The 20840-nt window shown below is 71.5% G+C and carries 14 protein-coding genes and 1 tRNA gene; 9 read left to right on the plus strand and 6 right to left on the minus strand.

Going from position 1 to position 20840, the window contains the following annotated elements; all coding sequences use genetic code 11:
* Positions 1 to 41: 41 nt before the first annotated feature.
* The 3 genes from AC3AGO_RS16455 to AC3AGO_RS16465 all read left to right on the plus strand — a co-directional run bounded on the left by AC3AGO_RS16455 (position 42) and on the right by AC3AGO_RS16465 (position 5524).
* Positions 42 to 1940 carry an ABC transporter ATP-binding protein gene (locus AC3AGO_RS16455; protein ID WP_487820961.1) on the plus strand — a complete coding sequence of 633 codons (1899 nt, stop codon included), beginning with the start codon at positions 42 to 44 and terminating at the stop codon, positions 1938 to 1940.
* Between the two features lie 154 nt (positions 1941 to 2094).
* On the plus strand, positions 2095 to 3120 hold the full coding sequence (locus AC3AGO_RS16460) for a rod shape-determining protein (protein ID WP_487820962.1): 1026 nt from the start codon (positions 2095 to 2097) through the stop codon (positions 3118 to 3120).
* 643 nt (positions 3121 to 3763) lie between these two features.
* A complete protein-coding gene (locus tag AC3AGO_RS16465) occupies positions 3764 to 5524 on the plus strand; it encodes a BCCT family transporter (protein ID WP_487824681.1) in 1761 nt (586 codons plus the stop codon).
* A gap of 94 nt (positions 5525 to 5618) precedes the next feature.
* Here AC3AGO_RS16465 and AC3AGO_RS16470 read toward each other — a convergent pair whose 3' ends face one another.
* Positions 5619 to 6569, minus strand: coding sequence for a DUF389 domain-containing protein (locus AC3AGO_RS16470; protein WP_487820963.1), 951 nt, complete (start codon positions 6567 to 6569; stop codon positions 5619 to 5621).
* A 137-nt stretch (positions 6570 to 6706) separates the two neighbouring features.
* Here AC3AGO_RS16470 and AC3AGO_RS16475 point away from each other — a divergent pair, with 137 nt between their 5' ends.
* The 4 genes from AC3AGO_RS16475 (at position 6707) to AC3AGO_RS16490 (ending at position 11138) form a co-directional block, all read left to right on the plus strand.
* Complete coding sequence (locus tag AC3AGO_RS16475) at positions 6707 to 7690, plus strand: Bug family tripartite tricarboxylate transporter substrate binding protein (protein ID WP_487820964.1); 984 nt, start codon at positions 6707 to 6709, stop codon at positions 7688 to 7690.
* Positions 7687 to 8202, plus strand: a complete 516-nt coding sequence (locus tag AC3AGO_RS16480) for a tripartite tricarboxylate transporter TctB family protein (RefSeq protein ID WP_487820965.1) — start codon at positions 7687 to 7689, stop codon at positions 8200 to 8202. Before AC3AGO_RS16475 ends, AC3AGO_RS16480 begins: the two co-directional genes overlap by 4 nt.
* Positions 8203 to 9696, plus strand: a complete 1494-nt coding sequence (locus tag AC3AGO_RS16485) for a tripartite tricarboxylate transporter permease (protein ID WP_487820966.1) — start codon at positions 8203 to 8205, stop codon at positions 9694 to 9696.
* Between the two features lie 227 nt (positions 9697 to 9923).
* Complete coding sequence (locus AC3AGO_RS16490) at positions 9924 to 11138, plus strand: cation:proton antiporter (protein WP_487824682.1); 1215 nt, start codon at positions 9924 to 9926, stop codon at positions 11136 to 11138.
* A gap of 119 nt (positions 11139 to 11257) precedes the next feature.
* Here AC3AGO_RS16490 and AC3AGO_RS16495 read toward each other — a convergent pair whose 3' ends face one another.
* Positions 11258 to 11998, minus strand: coding sequence for a DedA family protein (locus AC3AGO_RS16495; RefSeq protein WP_487820967.1), 741 nt, complete (start codon positions 11996 to 11998; stop codon positions 11258 to 11260).
* Positions 11999 to 12047: 49 nt separating this feature from the next.
* On the opposite strand from AC3AGO_RS16495, the gene AC3AGO_RS16500 reads away from it, so the two are divergent.
* Both AC3AGO_RS16500 and nhaA read left to right on the plus strand, forming a co-directional pair.
* Positions 12048 to 12560, plus strand: coding sequence for an RNA-binding S4 domain-containing protein (locus AC3AGO_RS16500; protein WP_487824683.1), 513 nt, complete (start codon positions 12048 to 12050; stop codon positions 12558 to 12560).
* Between the two features lie 110 nt (positions 12561 to 12670).
* The gene (gene nhaA, locus AC3AGO_RS16505) at positions 12671 to 14572 is read left to right on the plus strand and encodes a Na+/H+ antiporter NhaA (RefSeq protein ID WP_487820968.1); all 1902 of its coding nucleotides are present in this window, start codon (positions 12671 to 12673) and stop codon (positions 14570 to 14572) included.
* 15 nt (positions 14573 to 14587) lie between these two features.
* On the opposite strand, the gene AC3AGO_RS16510 is transcribed toward nhaA, so the two are convergent.
* From AC3AGO_RS16510 to tmk, 4 genes are all read right to left on the minus strand, one after another.
* Positions 14588 to 14661, minus strand: a tRNA-Thr gene (locus tag AC3AGO_RS16510).
* Between the two features lie 131 nt (positions 14662 to 14792).
* A complete protein-coding gene (locus tag AC3AGO_RS16515) occupies positions 14793 to 16418 on the minus strand; it encodes an alpha/beta hydrolase (RefSeq protein ID WP_487820969.1) in 1626 nt (541 codons plus the stop codon).
* 76 nt (positions 16419 to 16494) lie between these two features.
* On the minus strand, positions 16495 to 17706 hold the full coding sequence (locus AC3AGO_RS16520) for a DNA polymerase III subunit delta' (protein WP_487820970.1): 1212 nt from the start codon (positions 17704 to 17706) through the stop codon (positions 16495 to 16497).
* A 139-nt stretch (positions 17707 to 17845) separates the two neighbouring features.
* Positions 17846 to 20821 carry a dTMP kinase gene (gene tmk / locus AC3AGO_RS16525; protein WP_487820971.1) on the minus strand — a complete coding sequence of 992 codons (2976 nt, stop codon included), beginning with the start codon at positions 20819 to 20821 and terminating at the stop codon, positions 17846 to 17848.
* Positions 20822 to 20840 lie beyond the last annotated feature (19 nt).

Raw genomic sequence — 20840 nt, forward strand, 5'->3', positions numbered from 1 at the left:
CCTCTTGACTTGAAGTTAACTTCAATTTCTATCTTCGGGTCATGAGCATGGAGATGACCGCGTGGAACGCCCTGTACAACTCGCGCCACGCGCACCAGGACCACCACCCCTTCTCTCTCGACGGGCTGCGCCGGATCTTCCGCTTCGCCCGCCCGCACCACCGCAAACTCGCGGCGTTCCTCGTCTTCAGCAGCCTGCTCGCCGTGTTCGCCGTCGCCACTCCGCTGCTGGCCGGCAAGGTCGTGAACGCCATCACCGGCGGCGGTTCCGGCGCGACCGGCACTGTTCTCACCCTCGCCGGACTCATCGCGCTCATCGCCCTCGGGGAGGCGGGCACCGGCATCCTCACGCGCTGGCTGTCGTCGCGGATCGGCGAGGGCCTGATCCTCGACCTGCGCACCGCGGTCTACGACCACGTGCAGCGGATGCCCGTCGCGTTCTTCACCCGCACCCGCACCGGCGCCCTCGTCAGCCGCCTCAACAACGACGTCATCGGCGCCCAACGCGCCTTCTCCAGCACGCTGTCCGACGTCGTCAGCAATCTCGTGATGCTGCTGCTGACGCTCGGCGTGATGCTCAGCCTCTCCTGGCAGATCACCCTGCTGGCACTCGTCCTGCTGCCGCTGTTCGTCCTCCCCGCCCGCCGGATGGGCGCCCGGCTCGCCCGCCTGGAGCGCGAACGCGCCAACCACAACGCGACGATGAGCACGCAGATGACCGAGCGCTTCTCCGCACCCGGCGCCACCCTGGTCAAGCTCTTCGGGCGGCCCGCCGAGGAGTCCGCCGAATTCGCCGTACGGGCCCGGCGGGTACGCGACCTGGGCGTCCGCACGGCCATGGTCCAGGAGGTCTTCTTCACGGCCCTGACCCTCGTCGCCGCCCTCGCCCTCGCCCTCGTCTACGGGCTCGGCGGATTCTTCGCGCTGCGCGGCACACTCGAAGCCGGCACCATCGTCTCCCTCGCGATGCTGCTCACCCGGCTCTACGCCCCGCTCACCGCGCTCGCCAGCGCCCGCGTCGAGGTGATGAGCGCGCTCGTCAGCTTCCAACGGGTCTTCGAGGTCCTCGACTTGAAGCCGCTGATCGAGGAGAAGCCGGACGCCGAGGAGCTGCCGGCGGGCCCGGTCGCGGTCGAGTTCGACGACGTACGGTTCAGCTACCCCTCCCCCGACAAGGTCTCGCTCGCCTCCCTCGAAGAGGTCGCCACGCTCGACACCCGCGGCGGCGAAGAGGTGCTGCACGGCGTCTCGTTCCGCGCCGAACCGGGCCGCATGGTCGCCCTCGTCGGCTCCTCCGGCGCCGGCAAGTCCACCATCGCCTCGCTGGCGCCCCGGCTGTACGACGCGGACAGCGGCAGCGTGCGGATCGGCGGCAAGGACGTACGCGATCTGACCGCCGCCACCCTGCGGCGCGGCCTCGGCATGGTCACCCAGGACGGCCACCTCTTCCACGACACGATCCGCGCCAACCTGCTGCTGCCCCGCCCGGAGGCGACCGACGCGGAACTGTGGGACGCGCTGCGCCGGTCCCGCCTCGACGGGCTCGTCGCCTCGCTGCCCGACGGCCTCGACACCCTCGTCGGCGAGCGCGGCTACCGGCTGTCCGGCGGTGAACGGCAGCGGCTGACCATCGCCCGGCTGCTGCTGGCACAGCCGCGGGTGGTGATCCTCGACGAGGCGACCTCGGCGCTCGACTCCACCTCCGAGGCCGCCGTGCAGGAGGCCCTCGCCGAGGCGCTGGCCGGCCGGACCTCGCTGGTCATCGCCCACCGGCTGTCGACCGTACGGGCCGCCGACCTGATCCTGGTCCTGGAGGACGGACACGTGGTGGAACGCGGCACGCACACGGAACTCCTCGCGCGGGGCGGCCGGTACGAGCAGCTGTACCGCACGCAGTTCAGCGAGGAAACGGCACAGCCGCTGGCCGGCGCGGCGGACTGACGCCCCGCCAGCTCCCTTCCCCCGGAGCGCAGTAGAGGCCTCGCCCGTCCGGCTCAGCCCGGCAGGCGGGGCCTCTCCACGGAGTTCATCGTGATCACTGGACCGTCATGTGCGGTCCGCCCGCTCGCTCACCTCGGGGAAGGATCCGAACACCGTGACCTACCGACTCGATCAGCTCCGCCGCTGCTCCGTCGCCGTCGACCTCGGCTCCGCCCGCGTCCGCATCCACGTGAAGGGCTCGGGCCTGGTCGTCGACGAACCGTCGGCGGTCGCCGTCAACACACACACCGGCGCGCTGATGGCGGTCGGCACCGGCGCGGAGCGCATGGACGGCCGCACGCCCCAGCACATCCGCGTCGTCCGGCCCGTCAGCAACGGCACCATCGTCGACATCGACATGGCCCAGCGGATGCTGCGCGCCCTCCTCGGCACCACGCTGCGGCGGGCCTGGCTCCGCCGCCGGCCCGTCATGCGCATCGCCGTCACCATCCCCTACAACGCCGACCCCCTCGCGCGCCGCGCGGCCGTCGAGACGCTGACCGGGGTGGGCGCCCGGCGGGTCGAACTCGTGGACACCCCGACCGCGGTGGGCGTCGGCTGCGGGCTGCCGGTCGGCCAGCCCGAGGCGGCCATGGTGCTGGTGTGCGGCGCGAGCACCACCCAGGTCGCGGTGCTGTCGCTGGGCGCGATCGTGGCGGCCGAGTCGGTGCCGCTGGGCGGCAACACCATCCGGCACGCGGTGGTCCAGCACCTGCGCAACGACCACGAGTTGCTGCTGCCCAGCCAGAACATGCAGCCGCTGCACCTGGCACTCGCCGGTGCCGTCAGCGGCTCCGACGGCGCCGAGGTGATCGGCCGCGACGTGGTCACCGGCCTCGCCCGTACGGTGACCGTCGACCCCGACGACGTACGGTCCGCGATCCGGCCGCCGGTGACCGGGCTGCTCGACGCCGTCCGCGACGTACTGCACCGCTGCCCGCCCGACCTGGTGGCGGACCTCGGGGACCGCGGCATGGTGCTGTCCGGCGGCAGCGCGCTGCTCCCCGGACTCGACGAGCGGCTGCGCGCCGGTACGGGAATGTCCGTGCACATCGCGGAACAGCCCTCGCTGAGCGCGGTGAACGGTCTGGCGGCGCTGATGGAGGGGAACGTGGAACCGCTCCGGATCGACGCGCCATGACCCCCGGCCGGCGCGTGGGCTCCGCCCGCCGTGCCCGTACAGGCCGTGCCCGGAGTCAGCGGCCGGCGCCGGCTTCCGTGTCCGTTTCCGTGTCCGTGTCCGTCTCCGCGGCGCACGCGCACTTGCACGGCGGGGCCTGCCGCTGGGCCGGGGGCGAACTGAAGAGCACAGGCGGCGGATACGGCGGGACCACCGGAGGCGCACGGTGCTGCATTGCGTGCAACGCATTGACGCCGTACGCGACTTCACGCGCCACACGGACCACGGTCCGCCAGAATGCGCGCATGGGATCCTCCATCGTTCAGCTGGGACGTCCCCAGCGGTGCGGCATGAGGCAGATCGTGCCCGGGCCGACGCCCGACGCGCCAGCACTCCAAGGGGTGGTTTTCGGTCACTTGGCGCGGAGATGCCACCTGTCGCCCCCCGTGCCCCTCTGGTCTCCAATGTCCGTGGACGTCCGCACGTACCCCCGGATACGCCAGGATCGCCGCCCCAACGACCGCTCAGCAGACGGGTTCCCAGGGTCTAAACCTCACAGTGACCTTCTTTGCATATCGTTGACGGCTCATCAACACATGCATTGCGAGCAGCCGGGTAGTTGCTTGCAGTGCTAACCCAGTCCAGGAGATGAAAGGTCTTGAGCGTGCCGGAGGAACGGGTGGAACGGAACGCACCTGAAAATGAGGGGCCACCAGGCTCCTCCAGCAATCTGAGAGCCGCGTTGGTGCCGCGGACGGACCGTGTGGTATTCGGAGTTACCGTCGCGCTGACGCTCGCCTTCGTCGTATGGGGCTCGGTCGCGACCGAATCGCTGGAGAGCGTCTCCGCCTCCATGCTGACCGGCGTCATGAAGAACGGCGGCTGGTTCTTCGTACTCGCCGCCACCGGTTTCGTGGTCTTCGCGCTGTGGCTGGCGTTCAGCCGCTACGGGAAGATCACGCTCGGAAAGGAGGGCGAGGAACCGGAGTTCAGGACCTCGTCCTGGGTCGCCATGATGTTCAGCGCCGGCATGGGCATCGGTCTGATGTTCTTCGGCGTGAGCGAGCCTGTCACGCACTTCGCCGATCCGCCGCCGGGAACCCACCCGACGAACGACGCGGAGAAGATGGAAACAGCGATGGCCACCACGCTGTTCCACTGGACTCTGCACCCGTGGGCCATCTACGCGGTCGTCGGCCTCGCCATCGCGTACAGCTGCTTCCGGCGCGGCCGGCGGCAGACCATCAGCGCGGTCTTCACCCCCCTGTTCGGTGACCGGCACGCCAACGGCGCCGTCGGCAAGGTCATCGACATCCTGGCCATCCTGGCCACGCTGTTCGGCTCCGCCGCCTCGCTCGGCCTGGGCGCACTGCAGATCAGCAGTGGCGTCAAGGAAGTCGGCTGGTCGAACAACGTGAGCCAGGGCATGCTCGTGGTGATCATCGCGGTGCTGACCCTCGCCTTCATCCTGTCCGCCGTGTCGGGCGTGGAGAAGGGCATCCAGTGGCTGTCCAACATCAATATGGTGCTGGCCGCGCTCCTGGTGGTCTTCCTGTTCATCGTCGGGCCGACCGTCCTGATGCTCAACCTGCTGCCGACGTCCACCGGTTCGTACCTCGGTGAATTCGCGCAACTGGTGTCGCGTACGGACTCCACGGGCGGCCCCGAGACAGCGACCTGGCTGTCCTCCTGGACCGTCTTCTACTGGGCCTGGTGGATTTCCTGGACGCCGTTCGTCGGCATGTTCATCGCGCGCATCAGCCGCGGCCGGACGATCCGCCAGTTCGTCGGCGGCGTCATCCTGGTGCCGAGCGTCGTCAGCCTCATCTGGTTCGCCGTCTTCGGCGGCACGGCCATTCACCTGCAGGAGACCGGGACCGACCTGGCCGGCGAGGACACCCAGGAGGGCCAGCTCTTCGGCCTGCTGAAGGAGTACCCGATCGCGGGCGTCACGACGCTGATCGTGATGATCCTGGTCGCCATCTTCTTCGTGTCCGGTGCGGACGCGGCCTCGATCGTCATGGGGACGCTGTCGCAGCGGGGCACGCTGGAGCCCAGCACGCCCGTCGTGGTCATCTGGGGTGTGCTCACCGGTGCGGTGGCGGCGATCATGCTGCTGATCGGAGGTGGTGGGGCTGATGCGCTAACGGGCTTGCAGAACCTCACGATTCTCGTGGCGGTGCCCTTCACCCTCGTCATGATCGGATTGTGCATCGCGCTCACCCGCGACTTGCGCAGCGACCGGCTCATCGTCATCGGCGAGCGGGGCACCGAGGCCATCGAGACCGCCGTGGTCGCCGGACACGAGCAGTACGGCGGCGACTTCGAGATCCAGATCGGGCCGACCAACGGCACCGACGAGGAGGACGGCCCGGACAGCGGAGCCAGCCCGGCCGGCGTACTGCCGACCGGCAAGGACACCTGACGTCCGTCCCCCGCAAGCGAGTTGCGCCCCGTCACAGCCCGGCTGTGGCGGGGCGCTCCCGTTTCCGCGGCCGGGCCGGCACGGCTTTTAACCGTTACAGGGCGAAGCGCTTGTCCGGGCCCCTGCCGCGGCGCCAGGCCCAGAACGCCTTCTGCGCGAGGAGCGTGAACGTACCGGCGAGCAGAATCCCCGCGACGTTGACGCCGAGTTGGAGCACGGCGCCCCACATCTCGCTGTATTCGGTGTAACTCAGAGCCAGTGCCGCAAATGCCGCAGCGGGCACCGTCGTTACCGAAATCGCCACTCCCACCAGTGCGCCGGATTTCGCCGAGGTGAGCGAGAGAATTCCGGCGACACCGGCGAGCAGCGCAACCACAAATGAGGTCTTGTCCGGATTCCAGATGAATGCGGTCTCCGGGTGCGGTTTGCTGAACTGCTCGTGGGAGAACACCCCCAGACCGTCCATCAGCATCCCGAAGACACCGGTCAGCAGCATCGCCACGGCGAATCCCACGACCAGCGCCAGCAGGGAGCGGACCGCCAGCTTCGGGCGGCGCCGCACCAGCCCCGTACACACCCCGGCGAGCGGTCCGAACTCGGGGCCGACGACCATCGCACCCACGATCAGAATGGCGCTGTCGGTGACCACACCGCACGCGGCCAGCATCGTCGCCACGGTGAGGAACGCCAGATAGGTCACCGACAGCCGGGACTCCTCGTGTGTGGCACCCGTCAGCGACTCCCACAGCACCGCGTCCACGCCCTCGCCGGGCGCGTCCACTTCTGCCTGGTCCGCCCGGTCGGAGAGCGAGAGGTCGATGTGCTCGACCGAGACCGACCCCTCGCGTACGAGGCCGAGTTCGCGCAGCCTGTGCAGCAGACCGTCGGCGGCCTCCCGGGCGATGTCGCACGTGACGACGTCCCCGGCCGGGTCACGGGCCGCACCGGTCATCACCACGAGATGTGCCGTCCCGACCGTCTTCTCCAGCAGGCCGACCAGCTCATCCGTGCGGGCGGCGGGCGAGATCATCCGAAGGTGGAGCATGGCGGCAGCGTAGCCGTGAACACAACGTACACAACGACCAATACTTTTCCCCGTGCACGAGGGGCGACACTGCGGAGTCCACTGTGCACGATGTGGCGCGTCCCACAACGGAACGCCACGGAAGGCGGTGCACACGGGTGCGCTTCAAAGCCCTTCTCTTCCCGCTCGGCGCTGCGTTGCTCCTGCTGATCGGCCCGCCGCTGATCACCACGGGCAGCGGCTCCGACAGCGGGACGAACATTCCCGGTCTGCGCCTCATGGTGCCCAACACCCCGGGCGGCGGCTACGACATCACCGCGCGCACAGCGGCCAAGAACGCCGAGGACGCCGAACTCAACCACAACATCGAGGTGTTCAACCTGCCCGGCGCGGGCGGCACCGTCGGGCTGAGCCGGCTCGTCAACGAGCGCGGCAACGGCAAGCTCACGATGTCCATGGGTCTCGGCGTGGTCGGCGCCGTGCACACCAACAACTCCCCCTCCACCCTCGCCGACGCCACCCCGATCGCGCGGCTGGTGGAGGAGCCGGACATCGTGGTGGTCTCCAAGGACTCCAAGTACAAGACCTTCCGGCAGCTGCTCGCCGACTGGAAGAAGAAGCCGGGCAGCCTGCCCGTCGGCGGCGGCTCCTCCGCCGGCGGCCCCGACCACCTCGCGCCGATGATGATGGCCGGGAAGGCGGGCATCCCCACGAAGAAGGTCAACTACGTGCCGTTCGACGGCGGCGGCGAACTGCTGGCCTCCGTGCTCGGCGGCAAGGTCGCCTTCGGGGTGTCCGGCATCGGCGAGTACCGCGACCAGATCAAGTCCGGTGAGCTGCGGATGCTCGCCACCACGGGACCCGAGCGGATCAAGGGCTTCGACGCGCCGACCCTCAGGGAGTCCGGCGTGGACATGGAGTTCACGAACTGGCGCGGCATCATGGCGCCCCCCGGTCTCAAGCCCGCTGAACGCGACCGCCTGATCGGCTTCTTCGACGCGCTGCACCGCTCACCGCAGTGGAAGAAGTCGATGCGCGCCAACGGCTGGGACGACGCGTATCTGACCGGCGACGCGTACGGCCGCTTCCTGAAGACCCAGGACAAGCGCGTCGACGACGTACTGAAGGGGCTGGGACAGTGACGGACGCACCGCAGACGCTGCGCGAAAGACTCCGCGGCCGCTCCGAACTGGGCGTCAGCGCCCTGCTGTTGGTGATCGGCCTGCTGGTGCTGGGCGACGCGCTCGCCATGGACACCGTGTCGGGCCAGCGCGGCCCGGTCGGCCCGAAGACCGTGCCGTACGTGGTCGGCGGCGCGCTGCTGCTGGTCGCCGTCGTCCTCGCCGTCGACGTGCTGCGCGGCGGCCGCGGCGAGGCGGAGGGCGGCGAGGACGTGGACCTCGCCGAGCCCGGCGACTGGCGTACGGTCGCGCTGCTCGCGGGGATCTTCCTCGCCTTCGCCGCGCTGATCGACCCGCTCGGCTTCCCGCTGTCCGGCGCGGGGCTGTTCTGGGGCTCCGCGTACACGCTGGGCAGCCGCAACCTCCGCAGGGACCCGCTGATCGCCGCGGCCCTCTCCCTCTTCACCTATCTCGTCTTCAACACCGCGCTGGGCGTCCCGCTGCCGGGCGGCCCGCTGATGGGAGTGATCTGAGTGGATTCCCTCAACTCCCTCATGGACGGCTTCGGTACGGCACTGACGCCGCTCAATCTGCTGTGGGCCGCCGTCGGCGTCCTCCTCGGCACCGCCATCGGCGTACTGCCCGGCATCGGCCCGGCCATGGCCGTCGCGCTGCTGCTGCCCGTCACGTACGGACTGGACCCGGTGGGCGCGTTCATCATGTTCGCCGGCATCTACTACGGCGGGATGTTCGGCGGTTCCACCACCTCGATCCTGCTCAACACCCCCGGTGAGAGCGCCGCGGTGGTCGCCGCCATCGAGGGCAACCCGATGGCGAAGGCCGGACGCGGCGCGCAGGCCCTCGCGGCGGCCGCCATCGGGCACTTCACGGGCGGCCTGGCCGGCACGATCCTGCTGGTCGCGCTTGCCCCGACGGTCGCCGAACTGGCCGTGGACATCGGCGCTCCCGACTACTTCGCGATCATGGTGCTGGCCTTCATCGCCGTCACCTCGGTGCTGGGCTCCTCCCGAGTACGCGGCTTCGCCTCGCTGCTGATCGGCCTCACCCTGGGGCTCGTCGGCCTCGACCAGATGACGGGCCAGCAGCGGCTCACCTTCGGCAGCCTCCAGCTGTCGGACGGCATCGACGTCGTGATCGTCGCGGTCGGCCTCTTCGCGATCGGCGAGGCCCTGTGGGTCGCGGCCCATCTCCGGCGCGGCGGCGGGGAGTCGATCCCGGTCGGTACGCCGTGGCTGGGCCGGGCCGATCTGCGGCGCACCTGGAAGCCCTGGCTGCGCGGCCCGCTCATCGGCTTCCCGTTCGGCGCGATCCCGGCGGGCGGCGCGGAGATCCCGACCTTCCTCTCGTACGTCACCGAGAAGCGTCTCTCGAAGCACAAGAAGGAGTTCGGCAAGGGCGCCATCGAGGGCGTGGCAGGACCCGAGTCGGCGTCCTCCGCTTCGGCCGCGGGCACCCTGGTGTCGCTGCTCACCCTCGGCTTGCCCACCACGGCCGTCGCCGCGGTGATGCTCGCGGCGTTCCAGCAGTACGGAATCCAGCCGGGCCCGCTGCTCTTCGAGCGGGAGCCGGAGCTGGTGTGGGGGCTGATCGCCTCGCTGTTCGTCGGCATGGTGCTGCTGCTGGTGCTCAACCTGCCGCTGGCCCCGGTGTGGGCCAAGCTGCTGCGCATCCCCCGCCCGTACCTGTACGCCGGGATCCTCTTCTTCGCGGGGATCGGCGCGTACGCGGTCGGCGGCGAAGCCATCGACCTGGTGATCCTGCTCGTCGTGGGGCTCCTCGGGCTGATGATGCGGCGCTTCGGACTGCCCGTACTGCCGGCGGTGATCGGCGTGATCCTCGGCCCGTCCGCCGAACAGCAGCTGCGCCGCGCCCTCCAGATCAGCGACGGCAGCGTGACCGGCCTCGTCAACACCCCCTTCGCGGCGACGGTCTACGCCGTGATCGTGCTGCTGCTGGCCTGGCCGTGGCTGAAGCGGCTGGTCAGGGGGCGCCGTACGGAGGCGTAGCGCGAGTGCGTCCGGGCGGCCGACGGGGTCTTCAGAAGGCGTGAGAAGTCGTTTGCTAGGCTAAGTATTGACGCTTTCTTGACGCTCTCTTGACCGAGGTCGTCCGGACGCACAGGAGGAACCATCAACTCGCTGACGCCCGCCAGACCCGGCCCGTTCGCGCGCCGCCCCGCACACTCCATAGCCGGGGTGGTGTGACCATGGGACACGCCGACACTCTGCTCGCCATGGGCGGCGCCTTCGTGGCCGCCGCCGTACTCGCCCGGCTCGGCAACCGCATCGGACTGCCGACCATCCCGCTGTTCATCCTCGCGGGCATCCTGCTCGGCCCGAACACACCGGGCTTCGTGCTGATCGAGGACCCGCACGAACTGGAAATGCTCTCGGCCCTCGGCCTGGTGCTGCTGCTCTTCTACCTCGGCCTCGAGTTCCACATGGACGACCTCAAGACCGGCGGCAAGAAGATGGCCACCGCCGGCGGGGTCTATCTCGGGCTGAACGTGGGCGCCGGACTCGCCTTCGGCTTCCTGCTGGGCTGGGGCACCTCGGAGGCGCTGGTCCTCGCCGGGGTCCTGGGCATCTCGTCCTCCGCGATCGTCACCAAGGTGCTGGTCGACCTCGGACGGATCGGCAGTCCGGAGACCAAGCCCATCCTGGGCATCATCGTCGTCGAGGACATCTTCCTCGCGCTCTATCTGGCGGCCCTGCAGCCCGTGCTGGCGGGCGCCGACGACATGGTCAGCGCCGCGCTCCAGATCGGGAAGGCCTTCGGCTTCCTGCTGGTGCTCGCCGTCGCCGCCCGGTACGGCACCCGGATCATCGGCCGGATGTTCGCGACCAAGGACAACGAGCTGCTGGTCATCTCGTTCCTCGGCGCGGCGGTGCTGGTGTCCGGGATCGCCGAGGTGTTCGGCGTCGCGGACGCGATCGGCGCCTTCATGGTCGGCCTGATGCTGGGCAACACCACCTCCGGCGAACGCATCCGCGAGCTGGTGCACCCGCTGCGCGACGCCTTCGCGGCGATCTTCTTCTTCGCCTTCGGGCTGTCCATCGACCCCGGCGACCTGCCGTCGGTCGCGGGCCCCGTCCTGATCGCCGTCGCGGTGACCATCGTGATGAACGTGCTGGCCGGCATCTCCGCGGCGCGGCTGTACGGGTTCGGCCCGAAGCCCAGCGCCAACATCGCCACGACGCTGCTGGCCCGCGGCGAATTCGCCCTGATCCTCGCGACGATGGCGGCGACGGCCGACCTCGACGAGCGGCTGTCCCCGTTCATCGCGGGCTACGTGCTGATCCTCGCGGTGATCGCCCCGCTGGCCGCCGGCCGCTCGCACTGGCTGGCCAGAATCCTGCCCGGCCGCGACAAGGGAGGCCCCGAAGGGGGCGACGACGATGGCGCCGAAGGCGCCACACCCGAACTGGCGCCGGAGCCCGCGCGCTGAGCGCTTCGTGGGGACTCCGCGGACGCCCGACCGGGTGCGCTGTTGCGGGAGCCGGGCGGGTGCGGCCGCGTCCATGGCCGGGTTCGCGCCGTTCCCCGCGCCCCTTCCGGGGCACGTCCTTACCGGCGCGCGTGGCGCCCCCGGCCTCCCTGGGCCGGGGGCTCCGGCGTACCGGGGCCGCCCGTGCCGGGGCCCGCGGCCTGCGCCGTCCCGTTCCCGCCGTTCTTCGCGGCCTTCGCGTTCTTGGAGCGGGCCCGCAGATACTCGATGACGATCGGGATCACCGAGAGCAGCACGATGAGGACGAGCATCGCCTCGATGTTGTCCCGTACGAAGGCGATCTGCCCGAGCCCGGCGCCGAGCAGGGTGACGCCCGCGCCCCACAGCAGACCGCCGATGACGTTGAACGTCACGAAGCTGCGGTACCGCATGCGGCTCACGCCGGCGATGATCGGCGTGAAGGTCCGTACGATCGGCACGAACCGGGCCAGGACCAGGGACTTGGCGCCGTGCTTCTCGAAGAACTCGTGCGCCTTCTCGACGTTCTCCTGCTTGAAGAGCCGCGAGTCGGGACGCTTGAACAGCGCGGGGCCGACTTTGCGTCCGAAGAGATATCCGGCCTGGTCGCCCAGTACGGCGGCCACGACGATCAGCAGGCACACCAGCCACAGCGGGTAGTGCAGATACTGGTTGGTCGCGACCAGCAGACCGGTCGTGAACAGCAGCGAGTCCCCCGGCAGGAAGAAGCCGATCAGCAGCCCGGACTCGGCGAAGACGATCACCAGGATCCCGATCAGCCCGAAGGTCTGGATCAGGTAGTCCGGGTCCAGCCAGGAGGGACCTAGGGCGAGCTGGGTCACTGGGAGGACTCCTCATCGGCTGTGTAGCGCGGGCCGGGCGGCACGCCGCATTCATGGACTACGACACGCTACCAACGTCCGCGGTTCCCCAGACCCGGCAGATCCGGCACATATCCGGGCACGGGCCTGTGCCTGTCCTAGAGTCGTTCCCATGGCTTCAGTTGAAGGCGGCGAAGGCAGCGGAGACGGCGGGGGCAGCGTCCGGGTGGACGCCTGGATCTGGTCCGTGCGGCTCACCAAGACGCGCTCGCAGGCGGCCACCGCCTGCCGCGGCGGACACGTGCGCGTCAACGGCGACCGCGTGAAGCCCGCGTACGCTCTGCAGGCCGGCGACGAGGTACGGCTGCGGCACGCGGGGCGCGAGCGGATCGTCGTCGTGAAGCAGCTCGTACGGAAACGGGTCGGCGCCCCCGTCGCCGTGACCTGCTACGTCGACAACAGCCCTCCGCCGCCGCCCCGCGCGGAGAAGGCCGCCGTACCGCAGCGGGACCGCGGCGCGGGCCGCCCGACCAAGCGGGACCGGCGCGAACTGGAGCGGCTGCGGGCCCTCGACGGCCACTGACCGGTGGGGGCGCGGGGAACGGCGCAAATCAGCCGGACCACAGCGCGAGCCGCACCCGTCCGCGAGACACCCACGAGGCACTCACCGCTCCACTCGTCAATAATCACCCGATGAGCACCGGCTCCTCCGCGTCCCCCGCCACACCCCCGAAGCCGTCACCGGTCCGGCGCGCGGCCACGCGTATCGCCGCGGCCGCCGGTACGGACACCTTCGCCGCCGGCCTGCTGCTCGCCGCGACGCTCCTGGCGCTGCTGTGGGTGAACTCGCCCTGGGGCGACAGCTATGCGCGCTTCTGGCACACCGAGGTCGCGCTGCGCTGGGGCGACGCCGTGCTCTCCCTCGACCTGCGGCACTGGGTCAACGACGGGCTGATGTCGGTCTTCTTCTTCGTCGTCGGCCTGGAGGTACGGCGCGAGCTGGTGATGGGCGAGCTGACGGACCGGCGTACGGCCCGCGTCCCCCTGACGGCGGCGCTCGCGGGACTCGCCGTACCCGCGGTGCTCTTCCTGCTGCTCAACCCGGACGGCGCGGAAGCCGGCGCCTGGGGTGTGGTGATCTCCACCGACACCGCGTTCCTGCTCGGCGTGCTCGCCCTGGTGGTGCCGCGCAGCGCGGGCCGGCTGCGGCCGTTCCTGCTGGCGCTCGCGGTGGCGGACGACGTGGGCGCGCTGCTGGTCATCGCGCTCTTCTACACCGCGGACCTGTCGCTCCTACCGCTGATCCCGGCGGTCTGCGGGCTGCTCGCCATCGCCGTACTGGCCCGCCTCGGACAGTGGCGCGGCCCCGCGTACCTGGTGCTGGCCGTGATCGTCTGGCTGAGCGTGTATGCCTCGGGCGTGCACCCCACCATCGCGGGCGTGGCCATCGCGCTGCTGATGCCCGTCTACCCGCCCCGCCGTACCGAGGTGGAGGAAGCGGCGCTGATGGCCCGCCGCTTCCGGCAGTCCCCCAGCCCCGAGTTCGGGCGGCTCGCGCGGCTCGGCATGGAACGCGCCGTCTCCATCAACGAGCGGCTCTACCGGCTGTGGTCCCCGTGGAGCACGCTGGCCATCGTCCCCCTCTTCGCGGTCGCCAACGCCGGCGTACGCCTGGACGGGCCCACCCTCTCCGCCGCCCTCCGGCCCCCGCTGACCTGGGGCATCGTGCTGGGGCTCGTCGTCGGCAAGACGGTCGGCATCACCGGCGCCACGGCGCTGGCCGTACGCCTGATCCCGGGCAGCAGCCTGCCGTCCGGGCTGCGGCTCCCCCAAGTCGCGGGCGGCGCGGCCCTGTCGGGCATCGGCTTCACCATCTCGCTGTTCATCGTCGACCTCGCCCTGGAGGACCCCGTCCTGCAGAACGATGCCCGTATCGGCGTCCTCCTCGCCTCCGCCCTCGCCGTACTGGCCGGCTGGCTCATCTCCCGCTGCGCCGAACGCCGGGCCCCCGACGGGGAGTTCAGCCCGGACCGGCTGCTGGTGCCCGTCGCCCCGGCACGGGACCACATCCGCGGCCCGCACGACGCGCCGCTCACCCTCGTCGAGTACGGCGACTTCGAGTGCCCCTTCTGCGGCCGCGCCACCGGCGCGATCGAAGAGGTACGCCGGCACTTCGGCGACCGGCTCCGCTACGTGTTCCGGCACTATCCGCTCACCGACGTCCACCCGCACGCCGAGACCGCGGCCGAGGCGAGCGAAGCGGCCGCGGCCCAGGGCCGGTTCTGGGAGATGCACGACCGGCTCTTCGCCCACAGCGACGCGCTCGACTACGACAGCCTCCTCGCCCACGCCGCCGCCGTCGGCCTCGACACGGAACGCTTCGACCGCGACATGCGCCTCGGCGTCCACGCCCACCGCGCCCACGACGACGCCGCCACGGGCCGCGCCTCGGGCGTCGGCGGCACCCCCACGTTCTACATCGGCGACCGCCGCCACGACGGCCCGCACGACGCGATCACCCTCATCGACCACCTCACCGCCCTGGAAAACTCCCAGCCCCACCACACAAAAAGGGCCAGATCAGAAAAACCCTGACCTGGCCCTCATCTGAGCCGCCTGGGGGAGTCGAACCCCCGACCTACGCATTACGAGTGCGTCGCTCTGGCCAACTGAGCTAAGGCGGCTTGCCGCGTGCGACCGGCGTGGCAGCCGCAGCGCGGACAAGTCTACACAGTGTTCGGGGGTGCTCCGAACGAGGTGGGCAGCGGCCCGGGGTGACGTACGCCGCGGCGCCGCGCGGGCCCGTCGGGCGCTCCTACACGCCCGGCTTGCAGCTGGTGCCGTCCTTGGGGGCCTTGCCCGTGAGGAGGTAGCGGTCGACGGCGTCGTTCACGCAGGGGCCGCCGCGCAGATAGGCGGTGTGGCCGTCGCCCTCGTACGTGAGGAGGCGGCCGGAGGAGAGCTGGCTGGCGAGGCCGCGGGCCCAGGAGTACGGGGTGGCCGGGTCACGGGTGGTGCCGATGACGAGGATCGGCGAGGCGCCCTCGGCGCTGATGCGGTGGGGCTCACCGGCGGGCTTCTGCTTCCAGTAGCCGCAGTTGAGCGCGGCCCACGCGAAGCCGCGGCCGAAGACCGGGGAGGCCTTCTCGAAGGAGGGCAGGGCCTTCTTCACATCGTCCGGGCCCTTGAACGCCGGGGGCAGATCGAGGCAGTTGACGGCCGGGTTGGCGAACATGATGTTGCCGTAGGAGCCGTCAGGATCGCGGTCGTAGTACTCGTCGGCCAGCGCCAGCAGCTGCGAGCCGTCGCCCTTCTGGGCCTTCGTCAGGCCTTCGCGCAGCCGCGGCCAGGAGCCCTCGTCGTACATGGCCTGGATCACCGCGGTGGTGGCCAGCGACTCGGTGAGCTTCCGCGATTCGCCGGTGCCGGCCGGCTTCGCGTCGAGCTTCTTGAAGAAGGCGCTCATGCGCTTCCCGGCGTCGGCGACGTTCTTCTTCCCGAGCGGGCAGGACTTCTGCTCCGTGCAGTCCTTCGCGAAGGCCTTGAAGGCGGTCTCGAATCCGCCGGTCTGGTCGCGGTTGACCCGCTCGGCCGGCAGGGACGGGTCCATGGCGCCGTCGAGCACGAGCCGTCCGGCGCGCTTCGGGTAGAGCCCGGCGTACGTGGCGCCGAGGTACGTGCCGTACGAGGCGCCGGTGTAGTTGAGCTTCTTGTCGCCGAGCACCGCGCGCAGCACGTCCATGTCGCGCGCGGCCTCCTCCGTCGAGACGTGCCCGAGGAGGTCGCCGGAACGCTGCTCGCAGCCGTTCGCGAACTTCTCGTACGAGGAGGACAGCTTGCCCTCCTCCCCCTTGTCGTCCGGGGTCTGGTCGGTCTGCGTGAAGGAGTCCATGGCCTTGTCGTCCAGGCACTTCACGGCCGGCGAGCTGCCGGCGACGCCGCGCGGGTCCATGCCGACGAGGTCGTAGCGCTGGCGGATCTGCTGCGGATAGCCGACGCCGGCCGCCTGCTGTACGTACTCGACGGCGGAGCCGCCCGGGCCGCCCGGGTTCACCATGAGCGAGCCGAGGCGCTTTCCGCCGCCCTCGGCCGGCTTGCGGGAGACGGCGAGCTTCAGGTCCTTGCCGGGCTGCGGCTTGTCGTAGTCCAGCGGGGCCTTGAGCGTCGCGCACTGGAAGCCCTGCGAGCCGCAGGCGTGCCAGCTGAGCTTCTGCTCGTAGTACGGCTTGAGCGCGGCCGGCACCTTCTCCGGCAGCGGCTTCAGCTTCGCGGCGTCCGCGTCGCCGATGGCGCTCTCGCTGCGTCCCGGCCCCTGCCCCTGCTCCGTACCGCCGGACGCGTCCGAGCCCGGACTCCCGGACGAACAGCCGGACATCAGCACCAGAGCGGCCGCGGCGAGCACGGCGGAAGAGGTGCGGAACGGGCGACGCCTGGTGGCCATGGACCATCCCTCGCTTTGCGGCGCACTACAGCGCGTGTACGGCAGGTCCGGCGAGCGTACCCGCCGGAGGGGCGCGTCAGCCCGAGCGCAGCGCCATGGTCATCGCCTCGACCGCGAGCAGCGGGGCGACGTTGCGGTCCAGGGAACGCCGGCAGTCCAGCACCGCCTCTATCCGGCGCAGCGTCTGCTCGGGGCGCGAGCCGTCCGCGATGCGGGCCACCACATCCGCCGCCTCGGCATTGGCGAGGGCCACGCCGGAGCCCAACTGGCGGGCCAGCACGTCCCGGTAAAACGCCGTCAGGTCGGTGAGGGCGAGGTCGAGCGAGTCCCGCTGCGTACGGGTCGCGCGGCGCTTCTGCTTGTCCTCCAGCTCCTTCATGGCGCCCGCCGTGCCGCGCGGCATGCGCTTGCCCTCGGCGGCGCCGAGGGCCGCGCGCAGGTCCTCGGTCTCCTTGGCGTCCAGCTCCTCCGCGACCTGCTTGGCGTCCTCCCCCGCGGCGTCGATCAGCTCCTGGGCGCCCTTCAGCGCGGCGCCCACGTCGTGCACCCGCGCCGGGAGCTTCAGCACCGCTTCGCGGCGGGCCCGCGCCCGCTCGTCGGTGGCCAGCCGGCGGGCACGGTCGATGTGGCCCTGGGTGGCGCGCGCCGCGTACGCCGCCATGTCCGGTGTGATGCCGTCCCGCCGGACCAGATGGTCGGCGACGGCGTCCACCGGGGGCGTACGGAGGGCGAGATGGCGGCAGCGGGACCGGATCGTCGGCAGCACGTCCTCCGTGGACGGCGCGCAGAGCAGCCACACCGTACGCGGCGCGGGCTCCTCGACGGCCTTCAGCAGGACGTTGCCCGCGCCCTCGGTGAGCCGGTCGGCGTCTTCGAGCACGATGACCTGCCAGCGGCCGCCCGCGGGGGACATCTGCGCCCGGCGCACGAGGTCCCGGGTCTCCTTGACGCCGATGGACAGCAGGTCGGTGCGGATCACTTCCACGTCGGCGTGGGTGCCGATGAGGGCGGTGTGGCAGCCGTCGCAGAAGCCGCAGCCGGGCGCGGCGCCGAGGGAACGGTCCGGGCTGACGCACTGCAGCGCGGCGGCGAAGGCCCGGGCCGCGGTGGCCCGTCCGGCCCCGGGCGGGCCCGTGAACAGCCAGGCGTGCGTCATGGCGGAACCGGAGAGGCGGGCGGAACCGCGCTCCTCGGCCTCGGCGGTGACGAAGGCGTCGGCGTCCGCCGCCGCGGCGCTCAGCTGCGCCGCGGGGCGTTCCTGCCCCACCAGGTCGTCCCAGACGCCCATCGCCGCGTCCCCTTTCGTACGGAGACCCCCATTGTCGGCCATCCCACTGACAGCGAACGCCCACCGGGTCCGGCCCCACAGAAGACAGCGGGCCCGGCCCCCGCGGAGGGGACCGGGCCCGCGGCGCGGACGTACCGCGTCAGCGTTCGTCGTCGCGGCGGTCCCGGCGCGGGTCGTACGGGCGGGGCTGCTCCTGGGTGACCGAGGAGTCGTCGTCGCGCGGGCCCAGCAGCTCGTCCGCCAGGGACGGGACGTCGTCCAGCGGAGTCTCCTCCGCCCACTCGGAGCGGCGCCGCGGCGGCTGCCCCGTCTCGGGGTCGACCTGCGGAATCTCGCGCGTACGGTCCTCCCCGCCGTCGGTCTCGCCGACCTGGGGCAGCACCGTCGTCTCGTCCTCGTTGTACGCCGGCATCACCGTCGTACGCTCCGCGTCGGACTCCTCCGGCAGCTGCACCTGCGGCAGTTGGGCCGTGTCCGCGTCGGTGCCGTCCGGGTCCGGCGCGGCGGCCGGCGTCGCACCGGGGTGCTGCGCCCGGCGCTGCTCCTCGGCCCGCAGCAGCGCCTCCTCCGCCTTGCGCTGCTTCTCCAGCCGGCGCTCCTCGGCCTCGGCCCGCAGCCGGGCCTCCTCCTCGGCGAGCCGCCGCTGCCGCTCGATCTCCTCGGCGCGGGTGCGCTCCTCGGCCTCGCGCCGCTCGCGCTCCTCCTGCTCGCGGCGGCGCTGCTCCTCGGCCCGCTGCCGGGCCTCCTCCGCGCGCTGAGCCTCCTGCCGCTGCTTCTCCAGCTCGATCTCGCGGCGCTTGCGCTCTTCCTCCTCGGCGCGCAGCTTCGCCATCTGCTCCTGGCGTTCCTTCTCCTGGCGCTCTTCCTCCGCCTTCCGCGCGGCCTCTTCCTCGGCCTTCCGCCGGGCCTCTTCCTCGGCGGCCCTGCGGGCCTCCTCGCGGGCCTGGATCTCCGCCTCGGAGAGCGGCAGCACCTGGTCGAGCCGGTGCCGTACGGCGGTGGTGACGACGTCCGGCTCCTGGCCGCCGTCCACCACGAGGTAGCGGGCCGGATCGGCCGAGGCCAGCGTCAGGAAGCCGGCCCGCACCCGCTGGTGGAACTCGGCGGGCTCGGACTCCAGCCGGTCGGGCGCCTCGGTGAAGCGCTCCCTGGCGGCCTCCGGCGACACGTCGAGCAGCACCGTCAGATGCGGGACGAGCCCGTCGGTGGCCCAGCGCGAGATCCGGGCGACCTCGGTCGGCGAGAGGTCGCGGCCCGCGCCCTGGTAGGCGACGGAGGAGTCGATGTAGCGGTCCGAGATGACGACGGCGCCGCGCTCCAGCGCGGGCCGTACGACGGTGTCGACGTGCTCCGCGCGGTCCGCCGCGTACAGCAGCGCCTCCGCGCGGTCGGAGATGCCGGCCGAGGACACGTCGAGCAGGATCGACCGGAGCCGCTTGCCGATCGGCGTGGAGCCGGGCTCCTTGGTGACGACGACCTCGTGGCCCTTGTTGCGGATCCACTCGGCGAGGGTCTCGACCTGGGTGGACTTGCCGGCGCCGTCGCCGCCCTCCAGGGCGATGAAGAAGCCGCTCGCCGCGGTGGCCTGCTTCGGATTGCCGCCGCCGAAGGCCTCGCGCAGGTCCCGGCGGAGCGGGACGCCGTGCCGGTCGTCCGTACGGCTGAGCACGAACGCGGCGACGGGCAGCAGCAGCGCGCCGACGAGCATCAGCGCGAACGCCGCGCCGCCGTGGTCGAAGACGAACGAGCCGCGCTGCACCCGGTGATGGCCGATCAGCGCGGCCAGCGCGGGGCCGACGAGCGCGCACACGGCGATGACCGTACGGACGACGGCCTGCAGGTGCTCCGTCATCCGCGGCCGGCGGGCGGCTTCGCTCTCCTGGTCCAGGAGGCTGTGCCCGGTGTGCGCGGCGACGCCCGCCGACAGCCCGGCGAGCAGGCCCAGCGCGAGGACGGTGGCCGGGTCGGCGACGAGGCCGGAGGCGAGCAGCGCGATGCCGGTCAGCGCCAGCGCGAGGGCCAGCAGCCGGCGGCGGGACAGGCCGGGCAGTACGCGGGGGGCGAGCTTGATGCCGGCGGCGGTGCCGCCGGTCAGCACGAGCACCTGCAGCCCGAACCCGACGGGACCGCCGTGCAGATCGGCGGCGTGCAGCGGCGCGAGCGCGACGGCGGCGGAGACCGCGCCGGCGACCGTTCCGCAGGCGAGCACGAGCAGCGGGACCGCTCCCGTACGGCCCTTGTCCGGGCCGGCGCCGTCGGCCGACTTGGGCCGGCGCAGCCCCTCCAGGGGTGAACGGGGGCGCGGCGCCGCCGAGTCGGGCAGCTCCAGGAAGTAGACGACGGACAGCGCGGCGGCGAACAGTCCGGCCGCCACGTACGAGCCGAGGGCCGCCTGGTGGGTGTGGAACCAGTCGATGCCGGCGCCCAGCAGATTGCTGATGAGCGAGACCACGACCAGTCCGGCGGCGGCGACGGGCAGCGAGAGGAAGCTGGTGCGCAGCCACAGCCGGCGCAGCGCGTCGTGGTGGTCGGGCAGCGGGCGTACGGCGTCGCCCTCGGGGGGCGCGGCCGGCAGCAGAGCGGGGGCCGCGCTGTCCTTGGCCACGGTCCAGAAGCGCTCGGCGATGCCGGTGACGAAGACGGTCACCAGGATGAGCGTGAAGGCGTTGCCCGGCGTCCAGTCGATCCACAGCGGGGCGACGATCAGCGCGAGCGCACGCAGCACGTCGGCGCCGAACATGGTCCAGCGCCGGTCGAGGAACCCCTTGCCGGGGGCGACGAGCGCCGTGAGCGGACCGAGCAGGACGGCGCCGAAGAGCAGCGTGGACAGCAGCCGCAGCCCGAACACCGCGGTGACGGCCAGCGCGAGGCCGCGATAACCACCGCCGAGGAGCTGTTCGCCTGCGGCGCCCTGCACTGTCACTGCCTGCAGGGCCAGCAGCACCAGGACCAGCAGGCCCAGTGCGTCGCCGATCGCGCCGGTCAGCTGGGCGCTCCACAGCCGCCGCAGCGGCGGGTAGCGCAGCAGTGCGCCGACAGCACTTTCCCGGGCTTCTGCGGCGAGTGCTTCGTCGGGTGGCGGGGTCACGCCCGTTGGCTGCTCTGCACGCGTCATCCTGCCAGCGTATAGCCAG

Source organism: Streptomyces sp. BL1 (assembly GCF_057628045.1).

Bases quoted from the DNA above. Each gene is read 5' to 3' on its own strand.
- AC3AGO_RS16455 (WP_487820961.1), top strand. From the start codon at position 42: ATGAGCATGGAGATGACCGCGTGGAACGCCCTGTACAACTCGCGCCAC.
- tmk (WP_487820971.1), bottom strand. From the start codon at position 20,821: ATGACGCGTGCAGAGCAGCCAACGGGCGTGACCCCGCCACCCGACGAA.
- nhaA (WP_487820968.1), top strand. From the start codon at position 12,671: ATGAGCACCGGCTCCTCCGCGTCCCCCGCCACACCCCCGAAGCCGTCA.
- AC3AGO_RS16515 (WP_487820969.1), bottom strand. From the start codon at position 16,418: ATGGCCACCAGGCGTCGCCCGTTCCGCACCTCTTCCGCCGTGCTCGCC.
- AC3AGO_RS16520 (WP_487820970.1), bottom strand. From the start codon at position 17,706: ATGGGCGTCTGGGACGACCTGGTGGGGCAGGAACGCCCCGCGGCGCAG.
- AC3AGO_RS16470 (WP_487820963.1), bottom strand. From the start codon at position 6,569: ATGCTCCACCTTCGGATGATCTCGCCCGCCGCCCGCACGGATGAGCTG.
- AC3AGO_RS16490 (WP_487824682.1), top strand. From the start codon at position 9,924: ATGGGCGGCGCCTTCGTGGCCGCCGCCGTACTCGCCCGGCTCGGCAAC.